The 21,962-nt window shown below is 34.1% G+C and carries 35 protein-coding genes and 2 tRNA genes; 1 reads left to right on the forward strand and 36 read right to left on the reverse strand.

The window, feature by feature from the left end; genetic code table 11:
• Positions 1-20 precede the first annotated feature (20 nt).
• The 36 genes from AAGD91_RS03130 to carA form a co-directional block, all read right to left on the reverse strand.
• Positions 21-1,301, reverse strand: a complete 1,281-nt coding sequence (locus AAGD91_RS03130; RefSeq protein WP_341820573.1) for a M48 family metalloprotease — start codon at positions 1,299-1,301, stop codon at positions 21-23.
• Positions 1,302-1,372: 71 nt separating this feature from the next.
• Positions 1,373-2,017 carry a 3,4-dihydroxy-2-butanone-4-phosphate synthase gene (ribB, locus tag AAGD91_RS03135; RefSeq protein WP_341820574.1) on the reverse strand — a complete coding sequence of 215 codons (645 nt, stop codon included), beginning with the start codon at positions 2,015-2,017 and terminating at the stop codon, positions 1,373-1,375.
• Positions 2,018-2,023: 6 nt separating this feature from the next.
• Positions 2,024-2,518, reverse strand: a complete 495-nt coding sequence (gene greA / locus AAGD91_RS03140; RefSeq protein WP_341820575.1) for a transcription elongation factor GreA — start codon at positions 2,516-2,518, stop codon at positions 2,024-2,026.
• Positions 2,519-2,527: 9 nt separating this feature from the next.
• A complete protein-coding gene (gene atpA / locus AAGD91_RS03145) occupies positions 2,528-4,069 on the reverse strand; it encodes a F0F1 ATP synthase subunit alpha (protein ID WP_341820576.1) in 1,542 nt (513 codons plus the stop codon).
• A complete protein-coding gene (gene atpH / locus AAGD91_RS03150) occupies positions 4,066-4,626 on the reverse strand; it encodes an ATP synthase F1 subunit delta (protein ID WP_253309075.1) in 561 nt (186 codons plus the stop codon). Before atpH ends, atpA begins: the two co-directional genes overlap by 4 nt.
• Before the next feature lie 26 nt (positions 4,627-4,652).
• Positions 4,653-5,018, reverse strand: coding sequence for a YraN family protein (locus tag AAGD91_RS03155; protein WP_341820577.1), 366 nt, complete (start codon positions 5,016-5,018; stop codon positions 4,653-4,655).
• Between the two features lie 23 nt (positions 5,019-5,041).
• Positions 5,042-5,470 carry a 50S ribosomal protein L17 gene (rplQ, locus tag AAGD91_RS03160; RefSeq protein ID WP_341820578.1) on the reverse strand — a complete coding sequence of 143 codons (429 nt, stop codon included), beginning with the start codon at positions 5,468-5,470 and terminating at the stop codon, positions 5,042-5,044.
• A 7-nt stretch (positions 5,471-5,477) separates the two neighbouring features.
• A complete protein-coding gene (locus tag AAGD91_RS03165) occupies positions 5,478-6,545 on the reverse strand; it encodes a DNA-directed RNA polymerase subunit alpha (RefSeq protein WP_341820579.1) in 1,068 nt (355 codons plus the stop codon).
• Positions 6,546-6,566: 21 nt separating this feature from the next.
• Positions 6,567-6,953: a 30S ribosomal protein S11 gene (gene rpsK / locus AAGD91_RS03170; RefSeq protein ID WP_341820580.1), complete on the reverse strand. Its 387-nt coding sequence runs from the start codon at positions 6,951-6,953 to the stop codon at positions 6,567-6,569.
• A 24-nt stretch (positions 6,954-6,977) separates the two neighbouring features.
• Complete coding sequence (gene rpsM, locus AAGD91_RS03175; RefSeq protein ID WP_341820581.1) at positions 6,978-7,346, reverse strand: 30S ribosomal protein S13; 369 nt, start codon at positions 7,344-7,346, stop codon at positions 6,978-6,980.
• Positions 7,347-7,405: 59 nt separating this feature from the next.
• Entirely contained in the window at positions 7,406-8,047 is a 642-nt protein-coding gene (locus AAGD91_RS03180; protein WP_341820582.1) for a nucleoside monophosphate kinase, read from the reverse strand.
• A complete protein-coding gene (gene secY / locus AAGD91_RS03185) occupies positions 8,044-9,372 on the reverse strand; it encodes a preprotein translocase subunit SecY (protein WP_341820583.1) in 1,329 nt (442 codons plus the stop codon). The genes AAGD91_RS03180 and secY overlap by 4 nt, the downstream gene beginning before the upstream one ends.
• Before the next feature lie 3 nt (positions 9,373-9,375).
• Complete coding sequence (rplO, locus tag AAGD91_RS03190; RefSeq protein ID WP_341820584.1) at positions 9,376-9,846, reverse strand: 50S ribosomal protein L15; 471 nt, start codon at positions 9,844-9,846, stop codon at positions 9,376-9,378.
• Positions 9,847-9,849: 3 nt separating this feature from the next.
• Complete coding sequence (gene rpsE, locus AAGD91_RS03195; protein ID WP_341820585.1) at positions 9,850-10,362, reverse strand: 30S ribosomal protein S5; 513 nt, start codon at positions 10,360-10,362, stop codon at positions 9,850-9,852.
• Between the two features lie 12 nt (positions 10,363-10,374).
• Positions 10,375-10,746 carry a 50S ribosomal protein L18 gene (rplR, locus tag AAGD91_RS03200; RefSeq protein WP_250294835.1) on the reverse strand — a complete coding sequence of 124 codons (372 nt, stop codon included), beginning with the start codon at positions 10,744-10,746 and terminating at the stop codon, positions 10,375-10,377.
• Positions 10,747-10,751: 5 nt separating this feature from the next.
• Complete coding sequence (rplF, locus tag AAGD91_RS03205) at positions 10,752-11,297, reverse strand: 50S ribosomal protein L6 (protein WP_253309084.1); 546 nt, start codon at positions 11,295-11,297, stop codon at positions 10,752-10,754.
• A gap of 16 nt (positions 11,298-11,313) precedes the next feature.
• Positions 11,314-11,709, reverse strand: a complete 396-nt coding sequence (rpsH, locus tag AAGD91_RS03210; protein WP_187296901.1) for a 30S ribosomal protein S8 — start codon at positions 11,707-11,709, stop codon at positions 11,314-11,316.
• A gap of 21 nt (positions 11,710-11,730) precedes the next feature.
• Positions 11,731-12,039: a 30S ribosomal protein S14 gene (gene rpsN, locus AAGD91_RS03215; RefSeq protein WP_064124653.1), complete on the reverse strand. Its 309-nt coding sequence runs from the start codon at positions 12,037-12,039 to the stop codon at positions 11,731-11,733.
• Between the two features lie 16 nt (positions 12,040-12,055).
• Entirely contained in the window at positions 12,056-12,589 is a 534-nt protein-coding gene (rplE, locus tag AAGD91_RS03220; RefSeq protein ID WP_010962750.1) for a 50S ribosomal protein L5, read from the reverse strand.
• Between the two features lie 6 nt (positions 12,590-12,595).
• A complete protein-coding gene (gene rplX / locus AAGD91_RS03225; protein ID WP_410541911.1) occupies positions 12,596-12,913 on the reverse strand; it encodes a 50S ribosomal protein L24 in 318 nt (105 codons plus the stop codon).
• A complete protein-coding gene (rplN, locus tag AAGD91_RS03230) occupies positions 12,913-13,272 on the reverse strand; it encodes a 50S ribosomal protein L14 (protein ID WP_006279348.1) in 360 nt (119 codons plus the stop codon). Before rplN ends, rplX begins: the two co-directional genes overlap by 1 nt.
• 13 nt (positions 13,273-13,285) lie before the next feature.
• Positions 13,286-13,522 (reverse strand): 30S ribosomal protein S17, encoded by a 237-nt coding sequence (rpsQ, locus tag AAGD91_RS03235; protein WP_341820586.1) that lies wholly within the window; start codon positions 13,520-13,522, stop codon positions 13,286-13,288.
• Positions 13,515-13,718, reverse strand: a complete 204-nt coding sequence (gene rpmC / locus AAGD91_RS03240) for a 50S ribosomal protein L29 (RefSeq protein WP_006279350.1) — start codon at positions 13,716-13,718, stop codon at positions 13,515-13,517. The genes rpsQ and rpmC overlap by 8 nt, the downstream gene beginning before the upstream one ends.
• Before the next feature lie 11 nt (positions 13,719-13,729).
• On the reverse strand, positions 13,730-14,143 hold the full coding sequence (gene rplP, locus AAGD91_RS03245; protein WP_341820587.1) for a 50S ribosomal protein L16: 414 nt from the start codon (positions 14,141-14,143) through the stop codon (positions 13,730-13,732).
• Positions 14,144-14,154: 11 nt separating this feature from the next.
• On the reverse strand, positions 14,155-14,769 hold the full coding sequence (gene rpsC / locus AAGD91_RS03250) for a 30S ribosomal protein S3 (protein ID WP_341820588.1): 615 nt from the start codon (positions 14,767-14,769) through the stop codon (positions 14,155-14,157).
• A gap of 39 nt (positions 14,770-14,808) precedes the next feature.
• Complete coding sequence (gene rplV, locus AAGD91_RS03255) at positions 14,809-15,159, reverse strand: 50S ribosomal protein L22 (RefSeq protein WP_341820589.1); 351 nt, start codon at positions 15,157-15,159, stop codon at positions 14,809-14,811.
• Between the two features lie 5 nt (positions 15,160-15,164).
• Positions 15,165-15,449, reverse strand: a complete 285-nt coding sequence (gene rpsS / locus AAGD91_RS03260) for a 30S ribosomal protein S19 (RefSeq protein ID WP_006279181.1) — start codon at positions 15,447-15,449, stop codon at positions 15,165-15,167.
• Between the two features lie 3 nt (positions 15,450-15,452).
• Complete coding sequence (gene rplB, locus AAGD91_RS03265) at positions 15,453-16,277, reverse strand: 50S ribosomal protein L2 (protein ID WP_341820590.1); 825 nt, start codon at positions 16,275-16,277, stop codon at positions 15,453-15,455.
• A 1-nt stretch (position 16,278) separates the two neighbouring features.
• Positions 16,279-16,566, reverse strand: coding sequence for a 50S ribosomal protein L23 (locus AAGD91_RS03270; RefSeq protein ID WP_064124642.1), 288 nt, complete (start codon positions 16,564-16,566; stop codon positions 16,279-16,281).
• Positions 16,563-17,177: a 50S ribosomal protein L4 gene (gene rplD, locus AAGD91_RS03275; RefSeq protein WP_341820591.1), complete on the reverse strand. Its 615-nt coding sequence runs from the start codon at positions 17,175-17,177 to the stop codon at positions 16,563-16,565. Before rplD ends, AAGD91_RS03270 begins: the two co-directional genes overlap by 4 nt.
• A gap of 2 nt (positions 17,178-17,179) precedes the next feature.
• A complete protein-coding gene (gene rplC, locus AAGD91_RS03280; RefSeq protein ID WP_341820592.1) occupies positions 17,180-17,902 on the reverse strand; it encodes a 50S ribosomal protein L3 in 723 nt (240 codons plus the stop codon).
• 9 nt (positions 17,903-17,911) lie between these two features.
• Positions 17,912-18,232, reverse strand: coding sequence for a 30S ribosomal protein S10 (rpsJ, locus tag AAGD91_RS03285; RefSeq protein WP_341820593.1), 321 nt, complete (start codon positions 18,230-18,232; stop codon positions 17,912-17,914).
• Between the two features lie 14 nt (positions 18,233-18,246).
• On the reverse strand, positions 18,247-19,419 hold the full coding sequence (tuf, locus tag AAGD91_RS03290; RefSeq protein WP_341820594.1) for an elongation factor Tu: 1,173 nt from the start codon (positions 19,417-19,419) through the stop codon (positions 18,247-18,249).
• A gap of 119 nt (positions 19,420-19,538) precedes the next feature.
• Positions 19,539-19,609 (reverse strand) — tRNA-Gly (locus AAGD91_RS03295).
• A 4-nt stretch (positions 19,610-19,613) separates the two neighbouring features.
• Positions 19,614-19,695: transfer RNA gene (locus AAGD91_RS03300), tRNA-Tyr, on the reverse strand.
• 114 nt (positions 19,696-19,809) lie between these two features.
• On the reverse strand, positions 19,810-20,901 hold the full coding sequence (gene carA, locus AAGD91_RS03305) for a glutamine-hydrolyzing carbamoyl-phosphate synthase small subunit (protein WP_341820595.1): 1,092 nt from the start codon (positions 20,899-20,901) through the stop codon (positions 19,810-19,812).
• Between the two features lie 216 nt (positions 20,902-21,117).
• Between carA and AAGD91_RS03310 the strand changes: the two genes are divergently transcribed.
• Positions 21,118-21,834, forward strand: coding sequence for an SDR family NAD(P)-dependent oxidoreductase (locus tag AAGD91_RS03310; RefSeq protein ID WP_341820596.1), 717 nt, complete (start codon positions 21,118-21,120; stop codon positions 21,832-21,834).
• Positions 21,835-21,962: the final 128 nt, after the last annotated feature.

A 21,962-nucleotide genomic window follows, 5' to 3' on the forward strand; every position in this document is an offset into this window, starting at 1 on the left:
AGTGCAGAAATACTTTTTTGTTATCCATTAAATCGCTTCATATCTTCAACTTGCAACAAATAAGGACTATCTTTTGGTAGAGTTTTAACAGCTAGCTCAGCATATTTTGTAAATTGCTTTAAATCACCTTCAATACAAGCCTTTTTTGTCAAGGCAAAATAATGCATTGCCGTATCAGCTTCACATTTATATGCAATGCTTAAATATTTCCAGACAAAAGCGTTATTTGGTTCTACATTCAAAATCTGCTCCAGGTAAAAAATCGCCTTTTTTGCATCACCGTGTAATAATAAAGTATGAGATAATGCAAGTTTCACTAAATAACTGTTTTTCTCAGATAAATACCTAAGCGATTCCTCATACATTTTTATTGCTTCACTTAAATTTCCGGCCTTGTATAGCATTTCTGCTTTTAATTCATATAGGTATAGGTCATTGCGTGACTCTTGAATCAATGAATTAACTTTAGCAATAGCCTCTTCTATCTTTCCTTGCCTATAGCAAACTATAGCATTTACATACTCAGAATTATTTTCATATTTATTAGATAACACATGAATAGGAGCAAAGAAAGAGTCTAGCTTTGCAACCACACGCTCAAACTTTAGTAACTTATCCGCAAAAATTGGTTTTACGTTGTTTTTGACCTTATAATTTTGTACAGTAAATATGCGTTTCTCACTAAGTGGGTGAGTGCGGAAATATTCCTCGGTGTTCTCATGCTCAATACTTTTAAAATAATCAAAAATCTCTTTCATACCTGAATTATCATAGCCAGATTCATCAAGGTACCTTAAAGCATAGCTATCTGCTACACTTTCTTGCTCTTGAGAATAGTTAAAAAATATCCTTGAACTGAGTGCTACACCACTAAGCAAAATTGCACCAGCAACCTGAGGGTTAATGATAATACTAGAAACTAATCCTACCATATAACTAATCATTGCTATCGATTGAAAATAACCCATAGCATTACTCATTTGCAATATATGACCAGCAGATATGTGAGCAATCTCATGTGCTAATATACCAAGCAGGACATAAGGTTTAGCCGAGTATTGCAAAAGTCCTAAATGAATGAAGATACTGTTGTTGTTAATTACAAAAGCATTAATCGAATTATCATTAATTATAAAAACTTTCATTCGGTCACTATCAATGTTTGCAGCGAAAAATAAAGGTTGCGCTAGCTCTTTCACTATTGCTTCCACTTCACTATCTCTAATAATGTTAATAGAGTAAGCATTATTATAATATGCAAAAAAGAACAATAAGGTCAAAAACTTAGCAATTCTAAACATGGAAATTCTGTGCTTGTATAATTTATAGGAATTCTATATTTTAACACTTAAATTATATAAATTTATAAACGCTAGTTTAATTTTTTAACGTAACTGATAAGTTTGTCTATGGTAGTTAACTTAATTTTATGTTGTTCAGCAAATTTAAGTAACTGAGGTAAGCGCATCATAGAGCCATCATCATTCACTAATTCACAAATAACTGCTGAATGATCAAACCCTACTAACTTTGCCATTTCAACACTCGCTTCAGTATGACCAGCACGTTGTGCCACCCCACCTTTATGTGCAATTACAGGAAAAACATGACCTGGAGTTATGATGTCATCCTGAGTGCCATCCTTGTTGATAGCAGCATGTATAGTTTTCGTTCTATCCTCTGCTGAAACACCGGTTGTAATGCCATAACGTGCATCAATTGATGTAGTAAATGCGGTATGATTTTCACAAATATTTTTCTTTTCCATGAAATTAAGGCCCAACCTCTTCATGTGAAATTTAGTCATTGCTAAGCACACAACCCCTGTACCGTACCTAACCATAAAAGCTATATGTTCTGGTTTTACTTTTTCAGCTAAGACAACCAAATCACCTTCATTCTCTCTACTTTCATCATCAACTAAAATGAATAATTTACCGGAACGAGCATCCTCTAATACATCTTCCACAGAAGAAATACCGGGTAGACTCATTGAAGCATAAGTGGCCTGTACCATAATAATTTACTTAAATTCAATCTTAACTATTTTATACAATTTCTCTCCATTTGGCACTGTCACTTCCACATACTCACCGACTTTTTTGCCGATTAAGGCACTCCCGAGTGGTGAACTAGTAGATATTAACTGCTTTGAAACATCAGCTTCATATTCGCCTACAACCTTATAAACATATTCCACTTCACCGTTATTATCACTTAACATGCTTAATGTCACAGTTGCACCAAACATTACTGAATCACCAGACAAATTTTTTACTTCTATTACTTCCGCATGTGAGAGCTTACTTTCTATCTCCATTATACGGCCTTCAATAAAACCTAACCTTTCCCGTGCTGCATGATACTCTGCATTTTCAGACAAATCACCTTGATCACGAGCATCAGAAATAGCCTGTATCACAGAAGGTTTTTCTTCCTTTAATTTTTCAAGTTCGGCTTGCATATTCTCAAAACCTTCCCTCATCATAGGAAATTTATTAATAATGGATGAAGCCATAATCACCACCTAAACGCAATTAAATTGAGTAACGAAATTACTCACAATGTTAAAAATATCACCTTTTATATCATTACTCATGTCATTTGACAACTTTTTTAAAACCCCAGGGTGTACAGTATGAAAATAATTAATAAGATCATGTTCAAATTTATTAATGTAACTTATTTGTATTTTACTTAACTGATTATATAGGTTAGAAAAAATATACATCAGCACTACTTGCTCTTCTATTGACATAGGTAAATGTTGTTTTTGCTTTAATAACTCGACAAGATATTTACCCTTATTCAAGGATAATTGAACACTAGCATCAAGATCAGAACCAAATTTTGCAAAATCTTCTAATTCTCTATATTGAGCTAAGCTTAGCTTTATAGAACTAGCAACTTTCTTCACAGACTTTAGTTGTGCAGCAGAACCAACCCGTGAAACTGACAAACCTATATTTACTGCAGGTCGAAATCCTTTATAAAATAATTCAGACTCAAGAAAGATCTGCCCATCGGTAATTGAAATAACATTTGTTGGCACATATGCAGATACATCACCAGCTTGAGTTTCGACAATCGGCAAAGCAGTTAAAGACCCCTGCCCTTTTTTATCAGACATTTTAGCAGCTCTTTCAAGCAAGCGAGAATGTACATAGAATATATCTCCAGGGTAAGCTTCACGACCAGGAGGACGTCTGAGTAATAAAGACATCTGCCTATATGCCACAGCATGCTTAGATAAATCATCATATACAATCAAACAATGCATTCCATTGTCACGGAAAAATTCCCCAATAGTGCAACCAGCATAAGGTGCTAAAAATTGCATAGGCGCGCAGTCAGATGCACTAGCCACAACTACAGTTGTATACTCTAATGCTCCGCTTTCTTTCAGCTTATTTACCACTTTTGCTACTGTTGAAATTTTTTGTCCAATAGCAACATAAACACAGTAAATTTTTTGATTTTCGTTTGCCTCATCGTTAATCTTCTTCTGATTGATAATAGTATCAAGCGCAATAGTAGTTTTACCAATTTGTCTATCGCCAATAATTAATTCACGCTGCCCTCTACCTATTGGAATTAGCAAATCTATAATTTTAATTCCTGTTTGCAGTGGCTCATGCACAGACTTACGATCAATAATGCCTGGCGCTTTAGATTCTATATCCATTCTGTTTTTGGCTCTAATTTCCCCACCTTCGTCTATAGGATGGCCCAACGCATTTACAACTCTCCCTAACAATTCATGCCCTATAGGCACATGCACAACATCACCACTACATTTTACAACGTCCCCTTCTTTCACATCACGGTCATTACCAAGCACAACTATTCCAGCCGTATCATGATCTAAATCAAGAACTATTCCTTCTACACCGCTTGCAAAAAATACCTTTTCACCGAATTTTGCTTTTTCCAGCCCATAAACCAATGCGATACCATCTGTTACTGAAATTACTTCACCTATATTTTCCCGCTTTATAGGATTATCAAACGTCTCAACTTTTTCCCTTATTACACTTGCTATCTCAGAAACATTCATACTGTTCTTCATACAAAATTCCTTACTTTTAATATTTCCATTTTACTTAAGTCAACTAACCTATCTAAGTAACTTTTTAGCGAAGCATCGATCAAATTAAAACCATACCTAACTACGAAGCCACCTAGTATAGAAGGGTCAACCACATTGCTTACTTTTATTATTTTACCAAGAAAGCTCAAAGATTCAGTAATTATTTTTATATCAGATTCCTTTAAAGCTTCTGCTGACTTTATAGTAATTTCGAATTCATTTTCATTTTCTTTTGCAAGACTTAAGAATTTTTCTAATATAAGGATCAATAAACTAGAGCGTTTGTTTGCAAATATAACCATAATAAATTTTACTAAATTTTCACTCAAGTGCTCATTTATAGAAAGCATCACTTCTTTTTTGTGTGCAAAAGAAATCATAGGATGAGATAGGTACACAAAAACATCACGTTGATCCTTAAAAAAAGCCAATAAAAATTCTACTTCTTTCCTTATAATACCTAACCTGCTTCCTGAGACATGAAATAGCACTCTAGCGTAAGATGAAACTAAATTATTGTATTGGGTCTTTTTCATATTAAATCCAGTAAATCTAAATTAATTCAGCTACAAACCTTCCATTCTTCAATCCAAGCATTTTTTATATAAACAGATCCTCTCTTTAAGGAAAGAAAACATAAATCATATCTGACTGAATAATCTAAAAAACTAAGGTTTGTACTTAAGAAATACTTAGAAGAATTTATAATAGACTGACATTGAAGATGAGATATTGGTATTTCTTTTCCAAGTAAACTTGTTTTAACTTCTATAAAAATCAGCTCCTTTTTTTTAGATACAATTAAGTCAATTTCACCGAACTTACAACGGTAACGGCGTTTTATAACATTATACCATTTCATCTTTAAATATACCAAAACTAACAACTCGCCAAAGTAACCTACAAAGTAGCGTAACCTCCTTACCATAAGAAGAACAATTATGATAACAATTAACTTTGTGTAACTACTTTACCTCCTTCTCTATTTTTACTATAAATCTTACCTCTTGCTGCAATATCCCTATTAACCAGTTCTATCACTGCCATTGAAGCGCAATCACCCTTTCGAGTGCTAAATTTTATTATTCTAGAATACCCACCTTTACGATCTTGATAACGGCTGGCTAAGACGTTTAATAACTTATCAACTGCTAACTTACTATTATGAAGGCGTGAAAGCAAAAGTCTTCTACCATGTAAAGTATTCTTATTCTTAGCAATTGTAATAAACTTTTCGACATATGGACGAAGTTCCTTAGCTTTTGGTAAAGTAGTTACAATCTGCTCATGGTTAATTAATGAGATAGATAGATTCTTTAACGTCGATAATCTATGTTCAGTGCAACGAGATAGTTTACGTTTTTTTATTCCATGTTTCATATATCACCTAATCTTCATCAGTATGTTGTTTAGCCAACTCATCTATATCCTTAGGCGGCCAGTTTAGCACATTCATACCCAAAGACAAGCCAAAATTAGCCAAAACTGCCTTAATCTCATTCAAAGACTTCCTGCCAAAATTAGCAGTTCTTAACATTTCACCTTCTGTCTTTTGCACAAGATCACCTATATAAGTGATGTTTTCGTTTTTCAGACAGTTATGAGACCTGACAGATAATTCCATTTCATCTACCTTACACAATAAGACAGGGTCATAACCCAAATCTTTAGCACCACTAGACGAAGAAACCTGCGATTTTTTATAACTTACATCAGAACTAATAAAGGGCTGAAGTTGCTCCTGTAATATTCTTGCAGCAGAGTCAACAGCTTGACTTGGAGAGATTGTACCATCAGTTTCAATTGACAATATCAGCTTATCCTTATCAGTCACTTGGCCAACACGACTATTCTCTACCCTGTACGAAACCCTGTTGACAGGGCTATACAAAGCATTAACTGGAATAAAACCAATTAGATCCTGTTCACTCATAAGCTTCAAAAGTTCATTTTCTTTATACTTAGTTACAGGAAGATAACCTTTTCCGCTAGCCACATATATGGTCATGTTAAGCTCTACATTTTGCCCCAGCGTACATATTAACAAATCTTTATTAACAATAGAGCATTGATCATCAGTTTCTATCATCCCAGCTAATACCTGGCAAGGCCCTTTAGCGTTTAAATTTAAGCATTTATTAGAAGCACCATTTAATTTACACCTCAACATGCCCATATTTAATACTATATCAGTTACGTCTTCTCTTACCCCTTGAATTGAAGTAAACTCATGAGTTACACCTTCAATTTTTATTCCATAAACAGCACTACCTTTAAGAGAAGATAACATTACACGTCTTAATGCATTACCTAATGTTAAAGCAAAACCACTTTCCAACGGTTCTAGGACTATATCACTTTTTTCACTTGAATCATCTGATATTACCTTAACTGAACTAGGTTTAATCAATTTATCTAAATTGCTACAGAGAGAAACATTATTATTATAATACATAAAACAACCTTTTCAAATATCTTATACTCTTCTTTTTTTTCTTAACCTGCACCCATTATGAGGAATTGCGGTTTTATCTGCAATTGAAGTCACAGTCAACCCACAGCTCTGAAGTGCTTTAACCGCAGCTTCGGTACCAAAGCCAGGACCACGAATTATTACAGAGACAACCTTCATACCAAATCTCTCCATTGCATTCTTCGCAGCAGTCTCCGCAGCCTTACCTGCAGCATAAGGTGTGGATTTTCTCGAACCTAAAAAACCACATGCACCCACAGAAGTTTGACATAGCGTATTACCATGAACATCAGTTACATTTACAAAAGTATTATTAAAAGTTGCACGAATATGAACAACACCAGTAATAAACTCCTTTGTACTCTTACCAACCGTTTTGACTTTTTTCATTAAAACTCACAATAATAATAAATTTTATTTTTTCCCAGCAATAGGCAACCGAGATCTACCTTTACGAGTCTTAGCATTAGTATGAGTCCTTTGCCCTCTCAAAGGTAAACCTTTTCTATGTCTCACTCCTCTATAGCATCCCATTTCCACTAAAGATTTTATGTTCATAGCCACTTCTTTTCTGAGCTCACCTTCTATAACATAATTTTGTCTAATGAAACTGCTGATCTTTTCTATATCTTCATCTCGTAATTCTGAAACACGTTTGCGCTTATCAACTTCACAAGCGTGACAAATTACATTCGCAGTAGCAATACCTATACCATATATATAAGTTAATGCAAAAGGAACACATTTCCTCACTGGAATATTTATGCCTGCAATACGTGCCACTGGTACCTCGATACTTTATTAATAACAACTCTTAATTTATACCATAAAACAACTCAGAGTCAAACCAAATTACAAGAAATTTTACTTTCAATCTCTTGCGTTACCTCATCAACACTCAAATTAGCGTCAATTGTTAATAATTTGCCTTTATAATACTCGCGTAAACCTTTCATTTGAAGGTGATATTCACTTATTCTCTTATTAATTGCAGACATATCAGCATCATCAATTCTTTTCTCTAACCTCGTACTTTTACATTTAGCACAAGTAGTATTCTTAAAAGAAGATACACTATATATGCTTTTACAGTCCAAACACGCGAGACGATTTTTTAATCTATCGATTGCAATATTATCGTCAAGCTGCAGTTCAATTACAATATCAACATCCCTATTATATTTTTCTTGCAAAACTTGAGTCAAAAAATGAGCCTGGTTTAAATTTCTCGGAAAACCATCTAATAAGCAACTATAATCCATTAATGCAAGCTGGTCATGCAATAATCCACATATAATTTCATCTTGAATTAAATTACCAGATTCCACGGTACCCTTTATTTTTTTACCTAACTCACTGCCATCAGATATAATATTCCTTAATAAATCCCCCACTGAAATTAATTTTAAATTATATTTTGCTATTAACAAGCTTGACTGAGTACCTTTACCAGAACCTGGAGGACCAAAAATCGTAATGATCATCTTACTTTCCTCGTTTTAGACTCATATTTCTTTATCCAGCTATCGTACCTATTCGAAAAAATATAAGATTGTATTTGCATAATAGTATCAGTAATAACGTTCACTATAATCAGTAAACTCGTCCCACCAAAAATAAATGGTATATTATAATAATATCTCATAACTTCAGGTACAGTACATATGACTACCAAATACGCAGAGCCAATGAATGTCAACTTAAAAACTATATCTTGAAGATAATCAGAAGTATGTTTCCCAGGCCTTCTACCAGGTATAAAACCACCATTTTTTTTAAGAAAATCTGCGTTTTCCTCTGGATTAAATATAAAATTGGTATAGAAAAAATTAAAAAATACTATCAGCACCAAATAGGCTACAATATATACTACTTTATTTGCCATAAAGTAATTTAAAATAAAATCAGAAAAAGCGTGCCCCTTATAGAAATTTGCAATTGAAATAGGTGTCAATAAAATTGCATTAGCAAAAATGGTTGGTACTACACCAGATAAATTAATCTTCAATGGAATATAAGTAAAATCGTCATTATGTAATCTTTTAAATTGCTTTTTAGGATGTTGAACAATAACTTTTCTATAAGAAGACTCTACAAAAATGACTAAGACTAGCAGCAAAAAAAACAATACCAAAACAAAAAGGATAATAAATAACGATACGCTACCGTTTTTATTTAACGTTAACAGAGATGACAAAGCGCTGTGTAACTCTGATATTATGCCCGTGAAAATGATTAATGAGATACCATTGCCTATACCGCTAGCACTGATTCGTTCACCAAGCCATATTAAAAGCATAGTTCCACCTAAAAGGCTGAAAACACCTATTGTACGAAACATAACACCAGGTTCGATTACAACCAATACCCCTTCCCTATTCATCCCTTCCAATCCAACCAAAATTGGAATTGATTGAAATACACAAATTACTATGGTCAGGTAGCGTATATAAGAATTCATCTTTCTACGGCCTGACTCTCCATCATTCTTAACTTCCTTCATTCCTTTAATCGCAGAAGAAAGCAACTGAATAATGATAGAAGCCATTATATATGGCATAACGTTCAATGCTAGAATTGTCATTCTAGCCAATGCACCACCAGAAAATAAATTAAATACTCCAAAAACACCTGAGCCCTCTTTGGGAAATATATCATTAATTACATCAAGATTAATTCCAGGAATAGGCACATAAGTACCCAAGCGATAGCAAATTAAAGCTATTAGCGTAAAAAATATACGTTTTAATAAATCGCCTTTATATAACAACGTAGGATCCAAGCTATTAAATGCGGATTTATTGCCCATGATTTACGATAGTATTTCCACACTACCACCAACTGAAGCTACAGATTTTTTTGCAGCTTCTGACGCAAAATCAACATGAAACACAAATTTTTCGCTCAACTTACCTTTATTAAGAAGTTTAATTTTATCCTTAATAGACTTTATAAAACCTAATCTATACAGCCTCTCCTTATCTATAACAGAGTCTTTTACTATTTTTTTAGCTTCCATTAAGTGCTGTATATCGCCAACATTAATTATAGAATATATGTTCCTACGTATAGGCTTAAAACCTCTTTTAGGCAAACGAGTGTATATAGATTGTTGTCCACCCTCAAAACCATTTATGGAAACCCCACTTCTAGCCTTTTGCCCTTTATGCCCTCTACCGGATGTTTTACCTTTACCACAACCGATACCTCTACCCAGCAACTTAGGCTTCTTTTTCTTAGATAACTTAGTAAATATAGAGTTTAATTTTACAGCATTATTCATACTTTACCTGTTTCCAACTATCTCGCTAATCTTTTTGCCTCTTTTGCTTGCTACCTGACGAGGAGATAACATACTATCAAAAGCCTTAAATACCGCACATATAACATTATGAGGATTATTTGATCTAGTGGATTTAGCTACCACATCCTTTATACCTAACACCTCAAAAACTGATCTAATCGCTCCACCAGCAATAATACCTGTTCCGGCTCTTGCGGTTCTTAAAACTATCTCACCAGAACAAAATTTAGCTTTAATATCATGATGCAAAGTTCTACCTTCACGCAAGTACACTCTAATCATCGATTTCTTTGCAGCATTTACAGCTTTGACTCTTGCTTCAGAAACTTCTGCGTGCTTACCTATTCCACATCCTACCCTACCCTTCCCATCGCCAACAACAACCAAAATTGAAAATGAAAATCTTCTGCCACCTTTGGTAACCGTTGTTACTCTTCGTACCGAAACTAAAAGCTCTGATAAATCATTATTATTTTGTAAATCCTTTATAACCATATTCAAAACCTTCTAAAACTCAAATCCAGAACTTCTTAAAGCCTCAGCAAATTGAGAAACTAATCCTGTATATTTATACGCTCCACGATCAAATACTAGCTTTTGTTCTAATTTCAGACCAGATAAGCGCTCAATCATTAAAGAAGAAACCTGTTTTATAGTTTCAGCATTGACTTTTCCTTTACATACATCCTTAATTTTAGCATCCAAAGTAGAAGCTGAAGTGAGAGTTACTCCTTTTACATCATTAATTAACTGGACATAAAAATGCCTATTAGATTTAAATATGGATATACGCAAGCGTTCAGCGCTCTTGTCAAGCTTCGCTCTATTACGCAACTTCCTTTTTTCATAGTTACTTAAAAAATTATATAACCTTCTCATCTTAATTACTTCTTTTTACTTACAACTTTACGCAACATAAATTTACCCTTTATTACAATACCCTTACCTTTATAAGGATCGTACTTCCTAATCCTGCATATATCAGATGCCACCATATAGACTTTTTGCTTATCCATACCACTAACTACTAAGTGAGTTGGCTTTATGCACTTAATCTCAACATCTTTAGGCACTTTATATTTAACATTATGGCTATAACCAAGATACAAAGTCAAATACTTACCATCACACTCTGCCTTATATCCAACACCATTAATCTCAAGATTAACAGAAAAACCATCAACCATGCCGTTAATAATATTATTAATATTACTCCTATAAGTGCCCCACATAGGCTTTATTTCATCATAATCATCTTTATCTTGATCCACAGAAAGGAGTAGCTGATTATCAACAATCCGGCATACAACATCACTGATTAAGCTAAGCTCTTTTTCAGCCTTAGCACTCTTTATTAACATCCTACCATTATTATATTCAACTGAAATACCAGCAGGAATATTGATAGGAGCAGCACCTATACGAGACATGAATTTCTCCTATTATTTAAAACACACGACACAAAACTTCTCCACCAATCTTTAACTTATGTGCATTATAATCAGTCATCACTCCTTTGGGTGTCGATATAATAAAAATACCAAGACCATTATATGCTTTAGAAATGTCCTTATACTTAGAATAACAACGACAACCAGGCTTTGACACCCTAACTATGTCACTAATTACAGGTGACTTCTCATAATACTTCAATTTTACAATGAAAGAAGGTAAATTATCTACAACTTGCTTTTCATAATCAAGGATATACCCTTCATCTTTTAAAATCTTCAGTATAGAAGAATTCACTTTAGAAAACAACACTCTTGTTGTTCTATGCATTGCCAATTGAGCATTACGTATCCTTGTTAAAAAATCACCAATACTATCAGATAACGCCACAATATACTCCTTATATTATATTTACCAACTAGACTTTGTAACTCCTGGAACTTGCCCAAAAGAACATAAATCACGCAAAACAATTCTACATAAACCAAATTTTCTATATACTCCTCTTGGTCTCCCAGTTAAAGCACACCTATTTCTAATTTTGGTTTTAGAAGAATTTCTAGGCAATTTTTTAATTAATTTATTTTGAGCTGTAAACCTTTCTACAATAGACAAATTCTTATTATTTATTATAGATTTCAATTTCTCTCTTTTTTCTTTATATTGATCGCACAGCTTTATTCTGCGAAGATTTCTTTCTATCATAGATTTTTTTGCCATATATTTCTCCTCTCAATCAATCAAAAAAAGGAAATTTAAGAGCCAGTAATAATTCCTTTGCTTCCTTATCACTAACTGCACTTGTTATAATATTAATATCCATACCTCTAATTTTACTTATTTTATCATAGTCTATTTCTAAAAACGAGATATGTTCCTTTATACCAAAGGAAAAATTACCATTACCGTCAAATTGCTTCACACTAAATCCTCTAAAATCTTTTTCCCTTGGCAAAGCAATATATATCAATCTTTCTAAAAACTCATACATTTTATCTCTACGCAAAGTTACTTTGCAACCTACTGTAGCACCTTTTCTGATCTTGAAGCCAGAAATAGATTTTTTTGCAAAAGTTGATAAAGGCTTCTGCCCAGCAATCAAATATAGGCTATCAAGTGGTTCATTTATTGCTTTACTATCTGTAGCAGCATCTCCAACGCCCATATTGATACACACCTTGACAAGTTTAGGCACTTGCATGATATTGCCGTAATTAAACTTATCCTTTAAGGACTTTACTATGCTATCTTTATACAATTCTTTAAACATATCAACCTAATCTATCACTTCTCCAGAAACTTTTGCAAAACGCACTTTTCTACCTTCTATAACCTTAAACCCCATTCTAGTTGGAGTTTTATATTTAGGGTCCAATGTTGCAACGTTGGATATATCAATAGCTAACTCTTTATTTAATATACCACCACTACTACCAGCTTTTGGTTTAGTGTGTCTCTTATGTACATTTACCCCAGAAACAATTACTTTCTTTTTAGCATCACATACCACAACTTTAATCACTTTACCAATTTTTCCCTTATCTCTACCAGTTAAAACTATAACGTCGTCACCACTTTTTATTTTAGCACTCATTATAAAACCTCAACAGCTAATGACATTATCTTCATAAAAGAACCAGATGATAACTTTTTTACCGGACCAAATACCCGAGTGCCAAGTGGTTCACCTTGATCGTTAATCAAAACCACAGCATTGCTAGAAAAACGAATTACAGAACCATCAGATTTTCTAATAGGGCTTTTCACCCTCACCACAACTGCTCTATATACTTTTCCCTTCTCAACCTTCCCTCTTGGAGTAATAGATTTAGTAGATACAATAACTGTGTCACCTATAGATGCAGACTTTCTACCACCCAATAAACCAATACAAAGCACTGCACGCGCACCAGAATTATCAGCTACTTCCAACAATGTATTTTTTTGAATCATATAAATATCCTATTCAATGTGAGCTATTAACAACAACCCATTTTTTAGTAGTAGAAATAGGCTTGTGTTCTTGTATTAAAACCTTGTCCCCTTGTTTACAACTATTATTCTCATCATGTGCTGTATACTTCTTGTATTTTTTTATAACCTTTTTATACAGCTCATCCTTATACACTTGTAATACCGAAACCTTTACAGTCTTATCACACTTAGCCTTAGTTACAATACCACAAAAAACCTTTTTAGGCATTCTTTTCCTCTCTTCTTCTTTTATTTAATGTAGTTAGAATACGAGCTATGCTCTTTCTTATTAAGCTAAAACGCGAAATATTGTTGCACTGCCCCAACTTCTTTTGAAAAACCAAATTAACAAACTCTTTTCTCAAATTCACAAGAATTTCATGCAATTCTTGTGAAGACCTCGATTCAATGTCAGCTATATCCATTGCAACTCCATTTAATTATGATTAGATACAAATTTACACTTCATAGGAAGCTTAGCGGTTGCCTTTTCAAGCGCCAATCTTGCTAAATACATGGGAACATCACTGCTAATCTCAAACAACATTCTACCGGGCTTAGCTTTAAACACCCAAAATTCAACACTACCTTTTCCCTTACCCATACGTACATCTGCCGGCTTTTTACTAACAGGGGTATCAGGAAAAATTCTTATCCACACTTTACCAGAGCGTTTTAATGTTCTAGATATTACACGCCTTGCAGTTTCAATATGCTTAGACTGAATCCTACCTGCTTCTACAGCTTTTAAGCCATAATCTCCAAAAGATAATGTGCCACCACCTTTTGTATTACCCTTAATTCGCCCCTTAAATACCTTCTTATATTTACTCTTTTTGGGAACAAACATCTCAATATACCTTAATTACCAATATAAACCCAAACCTTAACTCCTATAATACCATATATAGTTTTTGCTTCACAAAAAGCATAATCTATATTAGCACGTAAAGTGTGTAAAGGCAAACGACCTTCTTTATACCATTCAGTACGAGCTATCTCAGCTCCGCCAAGGCGCCCAGAACAACTTACTTTAATACCTCTAGCACCCATCTTCAAACAACTTTGAATAGCTTTTTTCATCGCTCTTCTAAATGAAACCCTTTTTTCTAACTGTTGCGCAATGCTGTTTGATATTAAAGTTGCATCTATTTCAGACCTTTTAACTCCTACTACATTCACTTCCACATTATTTTTTACTTTTTCAGCTATTTTTTGCTTTATCTTCTCAATATCTGAGCCTTTCTTACCTATTATCACTCCAGGTCTAGAAGAATGTATTATTACAGACACCAAATCGATTGTACGCTCTATAATTATTTTAGAAACACCAGCATGCTTAAAAGATTCATTTATATAACTGCGAATAGATAAATCTTGATGCAACCCTTGTTTATAACCCTTCTCAGCATACCAAACAGACAACCAAGTATTAATTATTTTTAACCTAAATCCTTTAGGATTAACGTTTCCCATACTTTTGCACTTTCCTTATTAATTTTCTATTTTTATGAATCATATAATTTCTCCCAATTTTACAGTTATATTACTATAACGTTTACTAACTCTATTAGCTCTACCCATAGCTTTTGGACATACCCTACGCAAAGTAAGAGACTTACCTATTGAAATTTCTTTTATATATAAATTATCGATATCCAATCCATAATTATATTGAGCATTAGCAATCGCAGAATTTAATACCTTCCTTATAAGACCCGCAGCTTTCTTTTCACAAAATCTTAATTGCAAAGTGGCAAAAGAAACTTTTTTATTACGTACTAAACCAGCAACCAAATTCAATTTACGAGGAGTTGATTTTAAAACCCTAGAACCAGCTTTAACTATTACATCTCTGTTTTTCATATCAATTACCTTCTTGTCGCCTTTTTATCACCACTATGCCCAGTAAATTTACGAGTGGGCGAAAATTCACCAAACTTATGACCTATCATATTCTGATCATTAACATTAACAGGAATGTAATCCTTACCATTATAAACAGCAAACTTTAAACCTAAACAATTAGGAAGAATTACAGAAGCCCTGGAATGAACTTTTATAGCCATGTTAACAAACCCCTTGTTTAAAGCATTATTCACCGACTTTAATATAGAAGGATGACAAAAAGGAGGCTTCCACGCAGATCTACTCATAAACTAACCTTTCAATTGTTTTATATACTTATCACTAGATTTATTTTTCTTCCGAGTTTTCTTTCCTTTTGTTGCAACACCCCAAGGAGTAACAGGATGACGACCACCAGAGGTTTTTCCTTCCCCACCTCCATGAGGATGGTCAACCGGATTCATTGCAACCCCACGCACAGTAGGTCTAATTCCAAGCCACCTACTTCTTCCAGCTTTACCCAGCTTTCTATTCTTATGGTCAGGGTTAGATACTACACCAATAGTAGCCTTGCAAGAAGATAAAATCAACCTAATTTGACCAGACCTGAGTCGTAATAAAATATATTGGCCATCACGACCAACGATTTGCGCATAACAACCAGCAGCTCTAGCAATCGCAGCACCATTACCTGGCTTCAGCTCAACATTATGAACGAAAGAACCAACAGGTATATACTTGAGTAGCAAACAATTACCTGGCAAAATATCAGCATCATTTCCAGCTGTAACAATATCACCAGGCTTCATACCTTGAGGAGCTAATATATAAGACTTAATATCATCTTCCTTATATGATATTAACGCTAAAAACCCACTTCTATTTGGATCATACTCTATTTTTTCAACTATACCTTGACCACTTCTATTACGCTTAAAATCTATAACTCTATACTTCTTTTTGTGACCACCACCCCTATGACGAGTTGTAATTCTACCATAATTATTTCTTCCACCACTGGACTTTTTACCGGATGTAAGAGACTTTTCTGGCTCATCTTTTGATAAACCAACTTTACTTACTAACACAGTCCCACGAGAAGACGGAGTAACAGGATTAAAAAATTTCATACCCATATTAAACGCTCATTATATCTAATTTTTGACCATCTATCAAAGAAAAATAAACTTTCTTTTTCTGTTTTTCACAACCAATCACACCCCTGAAACGCCTATATTTAGGCTTAATTCTAACAACATTTATAGAAGAAATTTTAACATCAAATAGAGACTCTATTGCCAACTTTATTTGACGCTTATTTACATTTACAAAAACATACAAAGAATATTTATTAAACTTCTCCCTCAAAAAAGAGGCCTTTTCTGTAATTATAGGAGATTTTATTATATTATTATATTTGATCATAACAATCTACCTTCAAGATGCTTTAAAGTATCCTTTGTCAACATCACGCATTCGTGATTCAATATATCAAAGACATTTAACCCAATAGGTTTGATTAAGTCTACATAATGCAAGTTTCTAACAGCATGCAACAAATCATCTCCATAATCACCAACTATCAAAAAGGAAGAAAATTTAAAATTTTTAATACATTTACACATTTCAGACGTTTTCTTCACATCAATATTTAAATTATCCAGAATAATCACTTGATTATTTAAATACTTTAGAGATAAAGCAATTTTTAACCCAAATTTGCGTACCTTCTTATTAAGAGAATAAGTATGACTCCTCACAACAGGGCCGAAAATAATCCCACCACCTCTAAATTGAGGAGATCGCAAGCTCCCTTGTCTTGCCCTACCGGTACGTTTTTGACCATAAGGTTTAGCTGTTGTACCAGAGACATCACTGATACCTTTTGTTTTATGAGTACCAGCTCTTCTCTTCGCTAATTGCCATCTCACTATATCATGCAAAATACTCAATTTTTGCTTAGCAGAAAATATCAAAGGATTGAGCTGAGCAGTACCTACATTATTATTAGATAGATTAACTAAATTACATTCCATAACTAACTTACCAAATTACTAGCATCATCATTTACATCTAACAGTAAACCTACCGGAAAAGGAACATCTTTATGTAAAGATTTTTTAACTGCATCTCTTACAAAAACATAGGAATTTTTAAACCCAGGAACATTATTACCCTTCACAGCAATTATACTATTTTCATGATCAATGGATAATATCTTCATATTTTGTGCAGTTATTCTGCTGTTACCTAAATGACCAGCCATTTTCTTTCCTTTGAATACTCTACCAGGATCCTGACATTGACCAGTGGAACCTTGTGATCTGTGAGCAATAGAAACACCATGAGATGCCCTAAGCCCACTGAAGTTATGCCGCTTCATCACACCAGCAAATCCTTTACCTATAGAATAACCCGTAATATCAAGATATTGACCAACCACAAAATGATTGATTCCCACTTTTTTACCACATTCTATTCCCGACAGGTCATTTAATCTACTTTCGTATAACTTACATTTATTATTTATACCCTTTTTCTTTAAATATTCCAACTGAGGTTTTGCTATATTTTTAAAATCTCCTGTGCCTAAAATGATTGAATTATAGCCACATTTATCTTGTCCTTTTATATCAACAATATGAGTTTCGCTGAGATGCAATAAAGTTACAGCCATGCGACTATTGTCAGAGTATATAGCAGTATGACCAATATTCGTCATTAATAAACCAATTCTCCTCAGTGAATTTATTCTCTTCATTTCCTTCTCCTAAACCTTAATTTCCTTGACTTTTAAATCCACTTCTACGCCAGCAGAAAAAGATAAACCTGTAAGCATCTGCATCATAGTAGGAGTAAGATCATGTAAAACAATCAAACGCCTAGAAGTTCTCATCTCAAACTGTTCACGAGATTTTTTATCAACGTGAGGAGATCTATTAACAATAAATTTAGAATCTTTTCTTGGCAATGCAATCGGACCAGATAATTTTGCATTGGACCGCTTTAATTCATCAACAAATTTTCGAACACACTCCTCCAATAAAGAACAATCGAAAGCCTTAATGTTAATATATATATCTTGCTTCATCTTAGTTACTACTCTCACTCCAAAATTTCAGAAACAACACCAGAACCAACAGTTCTACCGCCTTCTCTTATCGCAAAACGCAATCCCTTATCCATTGCTATCGGTACTTGCAATTCTACTTCTACACTCACATTATCTCCTGGCATTACCATCTCCTTCCCATCTAGCAATTTTATGCTCCCAGTTACATCCGTTGTCCTTAAATAAAACTGTGGCTGGTAATTTGCAAAAAATGGTGTATGCCTTCCTCCTTCCTCTTTCTTTAATATATAAACCTCCGCCCTAAACTTTCTATGCGGCGTTATCGTCCCCGGTTTTGCTAATACTTGCCCTCTCTCTACTTCTTCTCTTTTTGTTCCTCTTAACAATATTCCTACATTGAGTCCTGCACTCCCCTTATCCAGCAACTTCTTAAACATTTCCACACCTGTGCATATCGTCTTTTGCGTCGCTTTCAGACCTATTATCTCTATCTCTTCTCCCGTCTTTATCTCTCCCTTCTCTATCCTTCCTGTTACCACCGTTCCTCGCCCCGATATCGAAAATACATCCTCGATTGGCAATAAAAATGGTAAATCCACAGGCCTTGGTGGAACCGCCACATACTCATCTAACTTTTCCATCAATTTATCTATTGATTTCTTTCCATATTCGCTACTGTCATCCTCCAGCGCTTTCAATGCAGACCCCACTACCACAGGCACTTCATTCCCTGGAAATCCGTATTTATTCAGCAATTCCCTCACTTCCATTTCCACCAAATCTATCATATCAGCATCAGCAACATCAGCTTTATTTATATACACCACGATATATCCAACACCTACCTGCTTCGCTAGCAATATATGCTCTCTCGTTTGTGGCATTGGCCCATCAACCCCGGACACTACCAATATCGCCGCATCCATCTGGGCTGCACCTACTATCATGTTCTTTACATAGTCAGCATGTCCAGGACAATCAACGTGTGCATAATGCCTTTTTTCCGTCTGATACTCAACATGCGCTGTTGCTATCGTTATCCCCCTTTTCCTTTCTTCTGGCGCCTTATCTATCTGATCGTACGCTACAAAATTTCCATAATGCTTTGTTATCGCCGCTGTTAACGTTGTCTTCCCATGATCCACATGTCCTATTGTTCCCACATTTACATGCGGCTTTCCAAATGCTTCCACTACTGCTGTCATAATTTAAACTTTTCTACCTAAAATACAAATACATCAATAAATAATATGTTGATTTTATAAAAATACAAATACATCAATAAATAATATGTTGATTTTATAAAAATACAACAAAAAAAAAGAGCGGATAGTGGGAATCGAACCCACGTCACTAGCTTGGAAGGCTAGAGCTCTACCATTGAGCTATACCCGCACAATGGAGGAGGTAGGATTCGAACCTACGTACGCAATGCGGACAGATTTACAGTCTGTTACCTTTAACCACTCGGTCACTCCTCCACAAAAATTTGTTAAGAGAACGCTATTTTAGTACCTTAACTCAAGCTTTTATTGTATTTAATACTAAACGCCTAAAATTAAAAAATCAAGCAATAAAACCTACCCTGATTAAAATCATGCAGATTTCATTTTATACAACACAATATTGCCAATAAAACGTCTAAATAAATAATGCGAATCATGCGTACCTGGCGCTTCTTCTGGATGATATTGCACAGAAAAGACTGAGTAATCCTTCATCATTATTCCCTCTACACTATTATCAAATAGAGAAATGTGAGTAATTTCAACATTACTTGGAAGAGAAGCTGAATCAACAACAAAACCATGATTTTGGCTAGTGATCTCAACTTTTCCACTAATTACATCATAAACTGGATGGTTACTCCCTCGGTGACCAATATCCATTTTGATGGTCTTTGCTCCCAAAGTAATCGCAAGTAATTGATGACCCATGCATATGCCAAAAATTGGTATTTTAGATTTTATAATAATGTCTATCTCTGAAACTACACTTTCTCCTATTTCTTGCGGATCACCAGGACCATTTGAAAGCACTATACCATCTGGATTCATACTCAACACTTTTTGAGCAAAACCTATGCTTGGTCTGATTAATTCAACTGTACAACCAAGTTCTGTTAAGCGTGAAACTATACTGATTTTTACGCCAAAATCAACGATTACAACCCTATATTTTGCATTAAGGTCACTTTTAAAATTACTATGCAAGCTGACTTTATTGGTTATTTCTATCCCATTTACAGATTTGTATTCCTTCAATTTGTCCAACACATGCGTCTCGCTTGACGGGCATATCATTCCACTTTGAGATCCATGTTTTCTCAAATGTCTCGTTAAAGCTCTAGTATCAATTCCTGATATCCCAATCACGTTATTTTTCTCTAACCAATCATTTAAACTGATATATGAAGAAGGGTGGGACATAGAAGAAAGTTCACGCATAACCACACCACTTGCAAAAATTTTCTCTCCTTCATTATCTTTATGGTTTATTCCAATGTTACCAATATGAGGAAAAGTGAACGTTATAATTTGATCAGCAAAAGAAGGATCAGTTATAGTATGCTGATAACCGGTCATACCAGTGGTAAAACAGACCTCACCTATGCACTTGCCTTTTTTACCTACTGATTTTCCCCAAAAGCACTTGCCATCTTGTAAAACTAAAACCGCATTCTGCACTTAACTCTCTCTTACTTAACTCATTTAAAGTATTATATAAGAATTTTAAATCACAAGTAAGCAAATACTAAAGTTTTCTTTAATTTATATAATTAAAAAAATTCAAAATTATAAATAGCTTTCCTTTTTTATTATTTAGCCAATATTATAGCAAGTTTAACTTGTGTAAATAGGCAATAGCTGTTATAGTTCATGTCTCATGTTAGGTAAATCTACATGGATAGAAAGGTTTGTCTCATTACAGGAACATCGTCTGGCATTGGAAAAAGTTTAGCACAATTACTCATTAAAGATGGATGGTTTGTGGTTGGCATTGCAAGGCACACTGAAAAACTGGAAAAATTAAAAGAAGAATTAGGTAGTAATTTTTTACCTGTAATGTGTGATGTAGGTAATTGCGAAAATATTAGAAATTCGTCTGATTTTTTAAAAAGGCAAAATATTACACCAAATCTCTTTTTCCTTAATGCAGGATGTGGTGAGATAGAAAATGAATTTCATACCGACACTCATAGAAAAACATTTGAAACTAATTATTTTGGGGTTATTAACTGGATTGAAGAATGGCTTAGTTACAACCATTCAGCAACTTTTGTGATAATATCCTCTCTTGTTGCTGTGCATGCAACGCCACATGCTTCTGCATATTGTGCAAGCAAAGCAGCACTAAGAAGTTGCTTTGAATCACTAAAAATTCAATATGCTAATAGCGCTACAAAATTTATTACCGTAATGCCAGGACCAGTAAAAACCGATATGCTTAAATCTAATAAACTGCTTCCCTTTACATGGGAACCACAAAAGGCTGCAGCATATATTTTAAAAAGTGTATTTAAAGGAAAGAAAGTTATAGCGTTTCCAATTTTTTGGCAGTTATTTTTTCATATTTTACGAATTCTTCCCACTAAAATGGTTGTAAGAATCTTACGATAATCACTAGATATTCAAAAACATCTTGTAAAGCTAAACCCTCTCTCTAAAATTCCAAATTTAACCACGAGGCGGCGAAGAACAACATGAAAAAAACTTTTAACGTGCCCTTTCATAAAATATGTTGACTA

Origin of the sequence: Wolbachia endosymbiont (group A) of Myopa testacea (assembly GCF_964027115.1) — a bacterium.
In the GTDB taxonomy this organism is placed as follows: Bacteria; Pseudomonadota; Alphaproteobacteria; order Rickettsiales; family Anaplasmataceae; genus Wolbachia.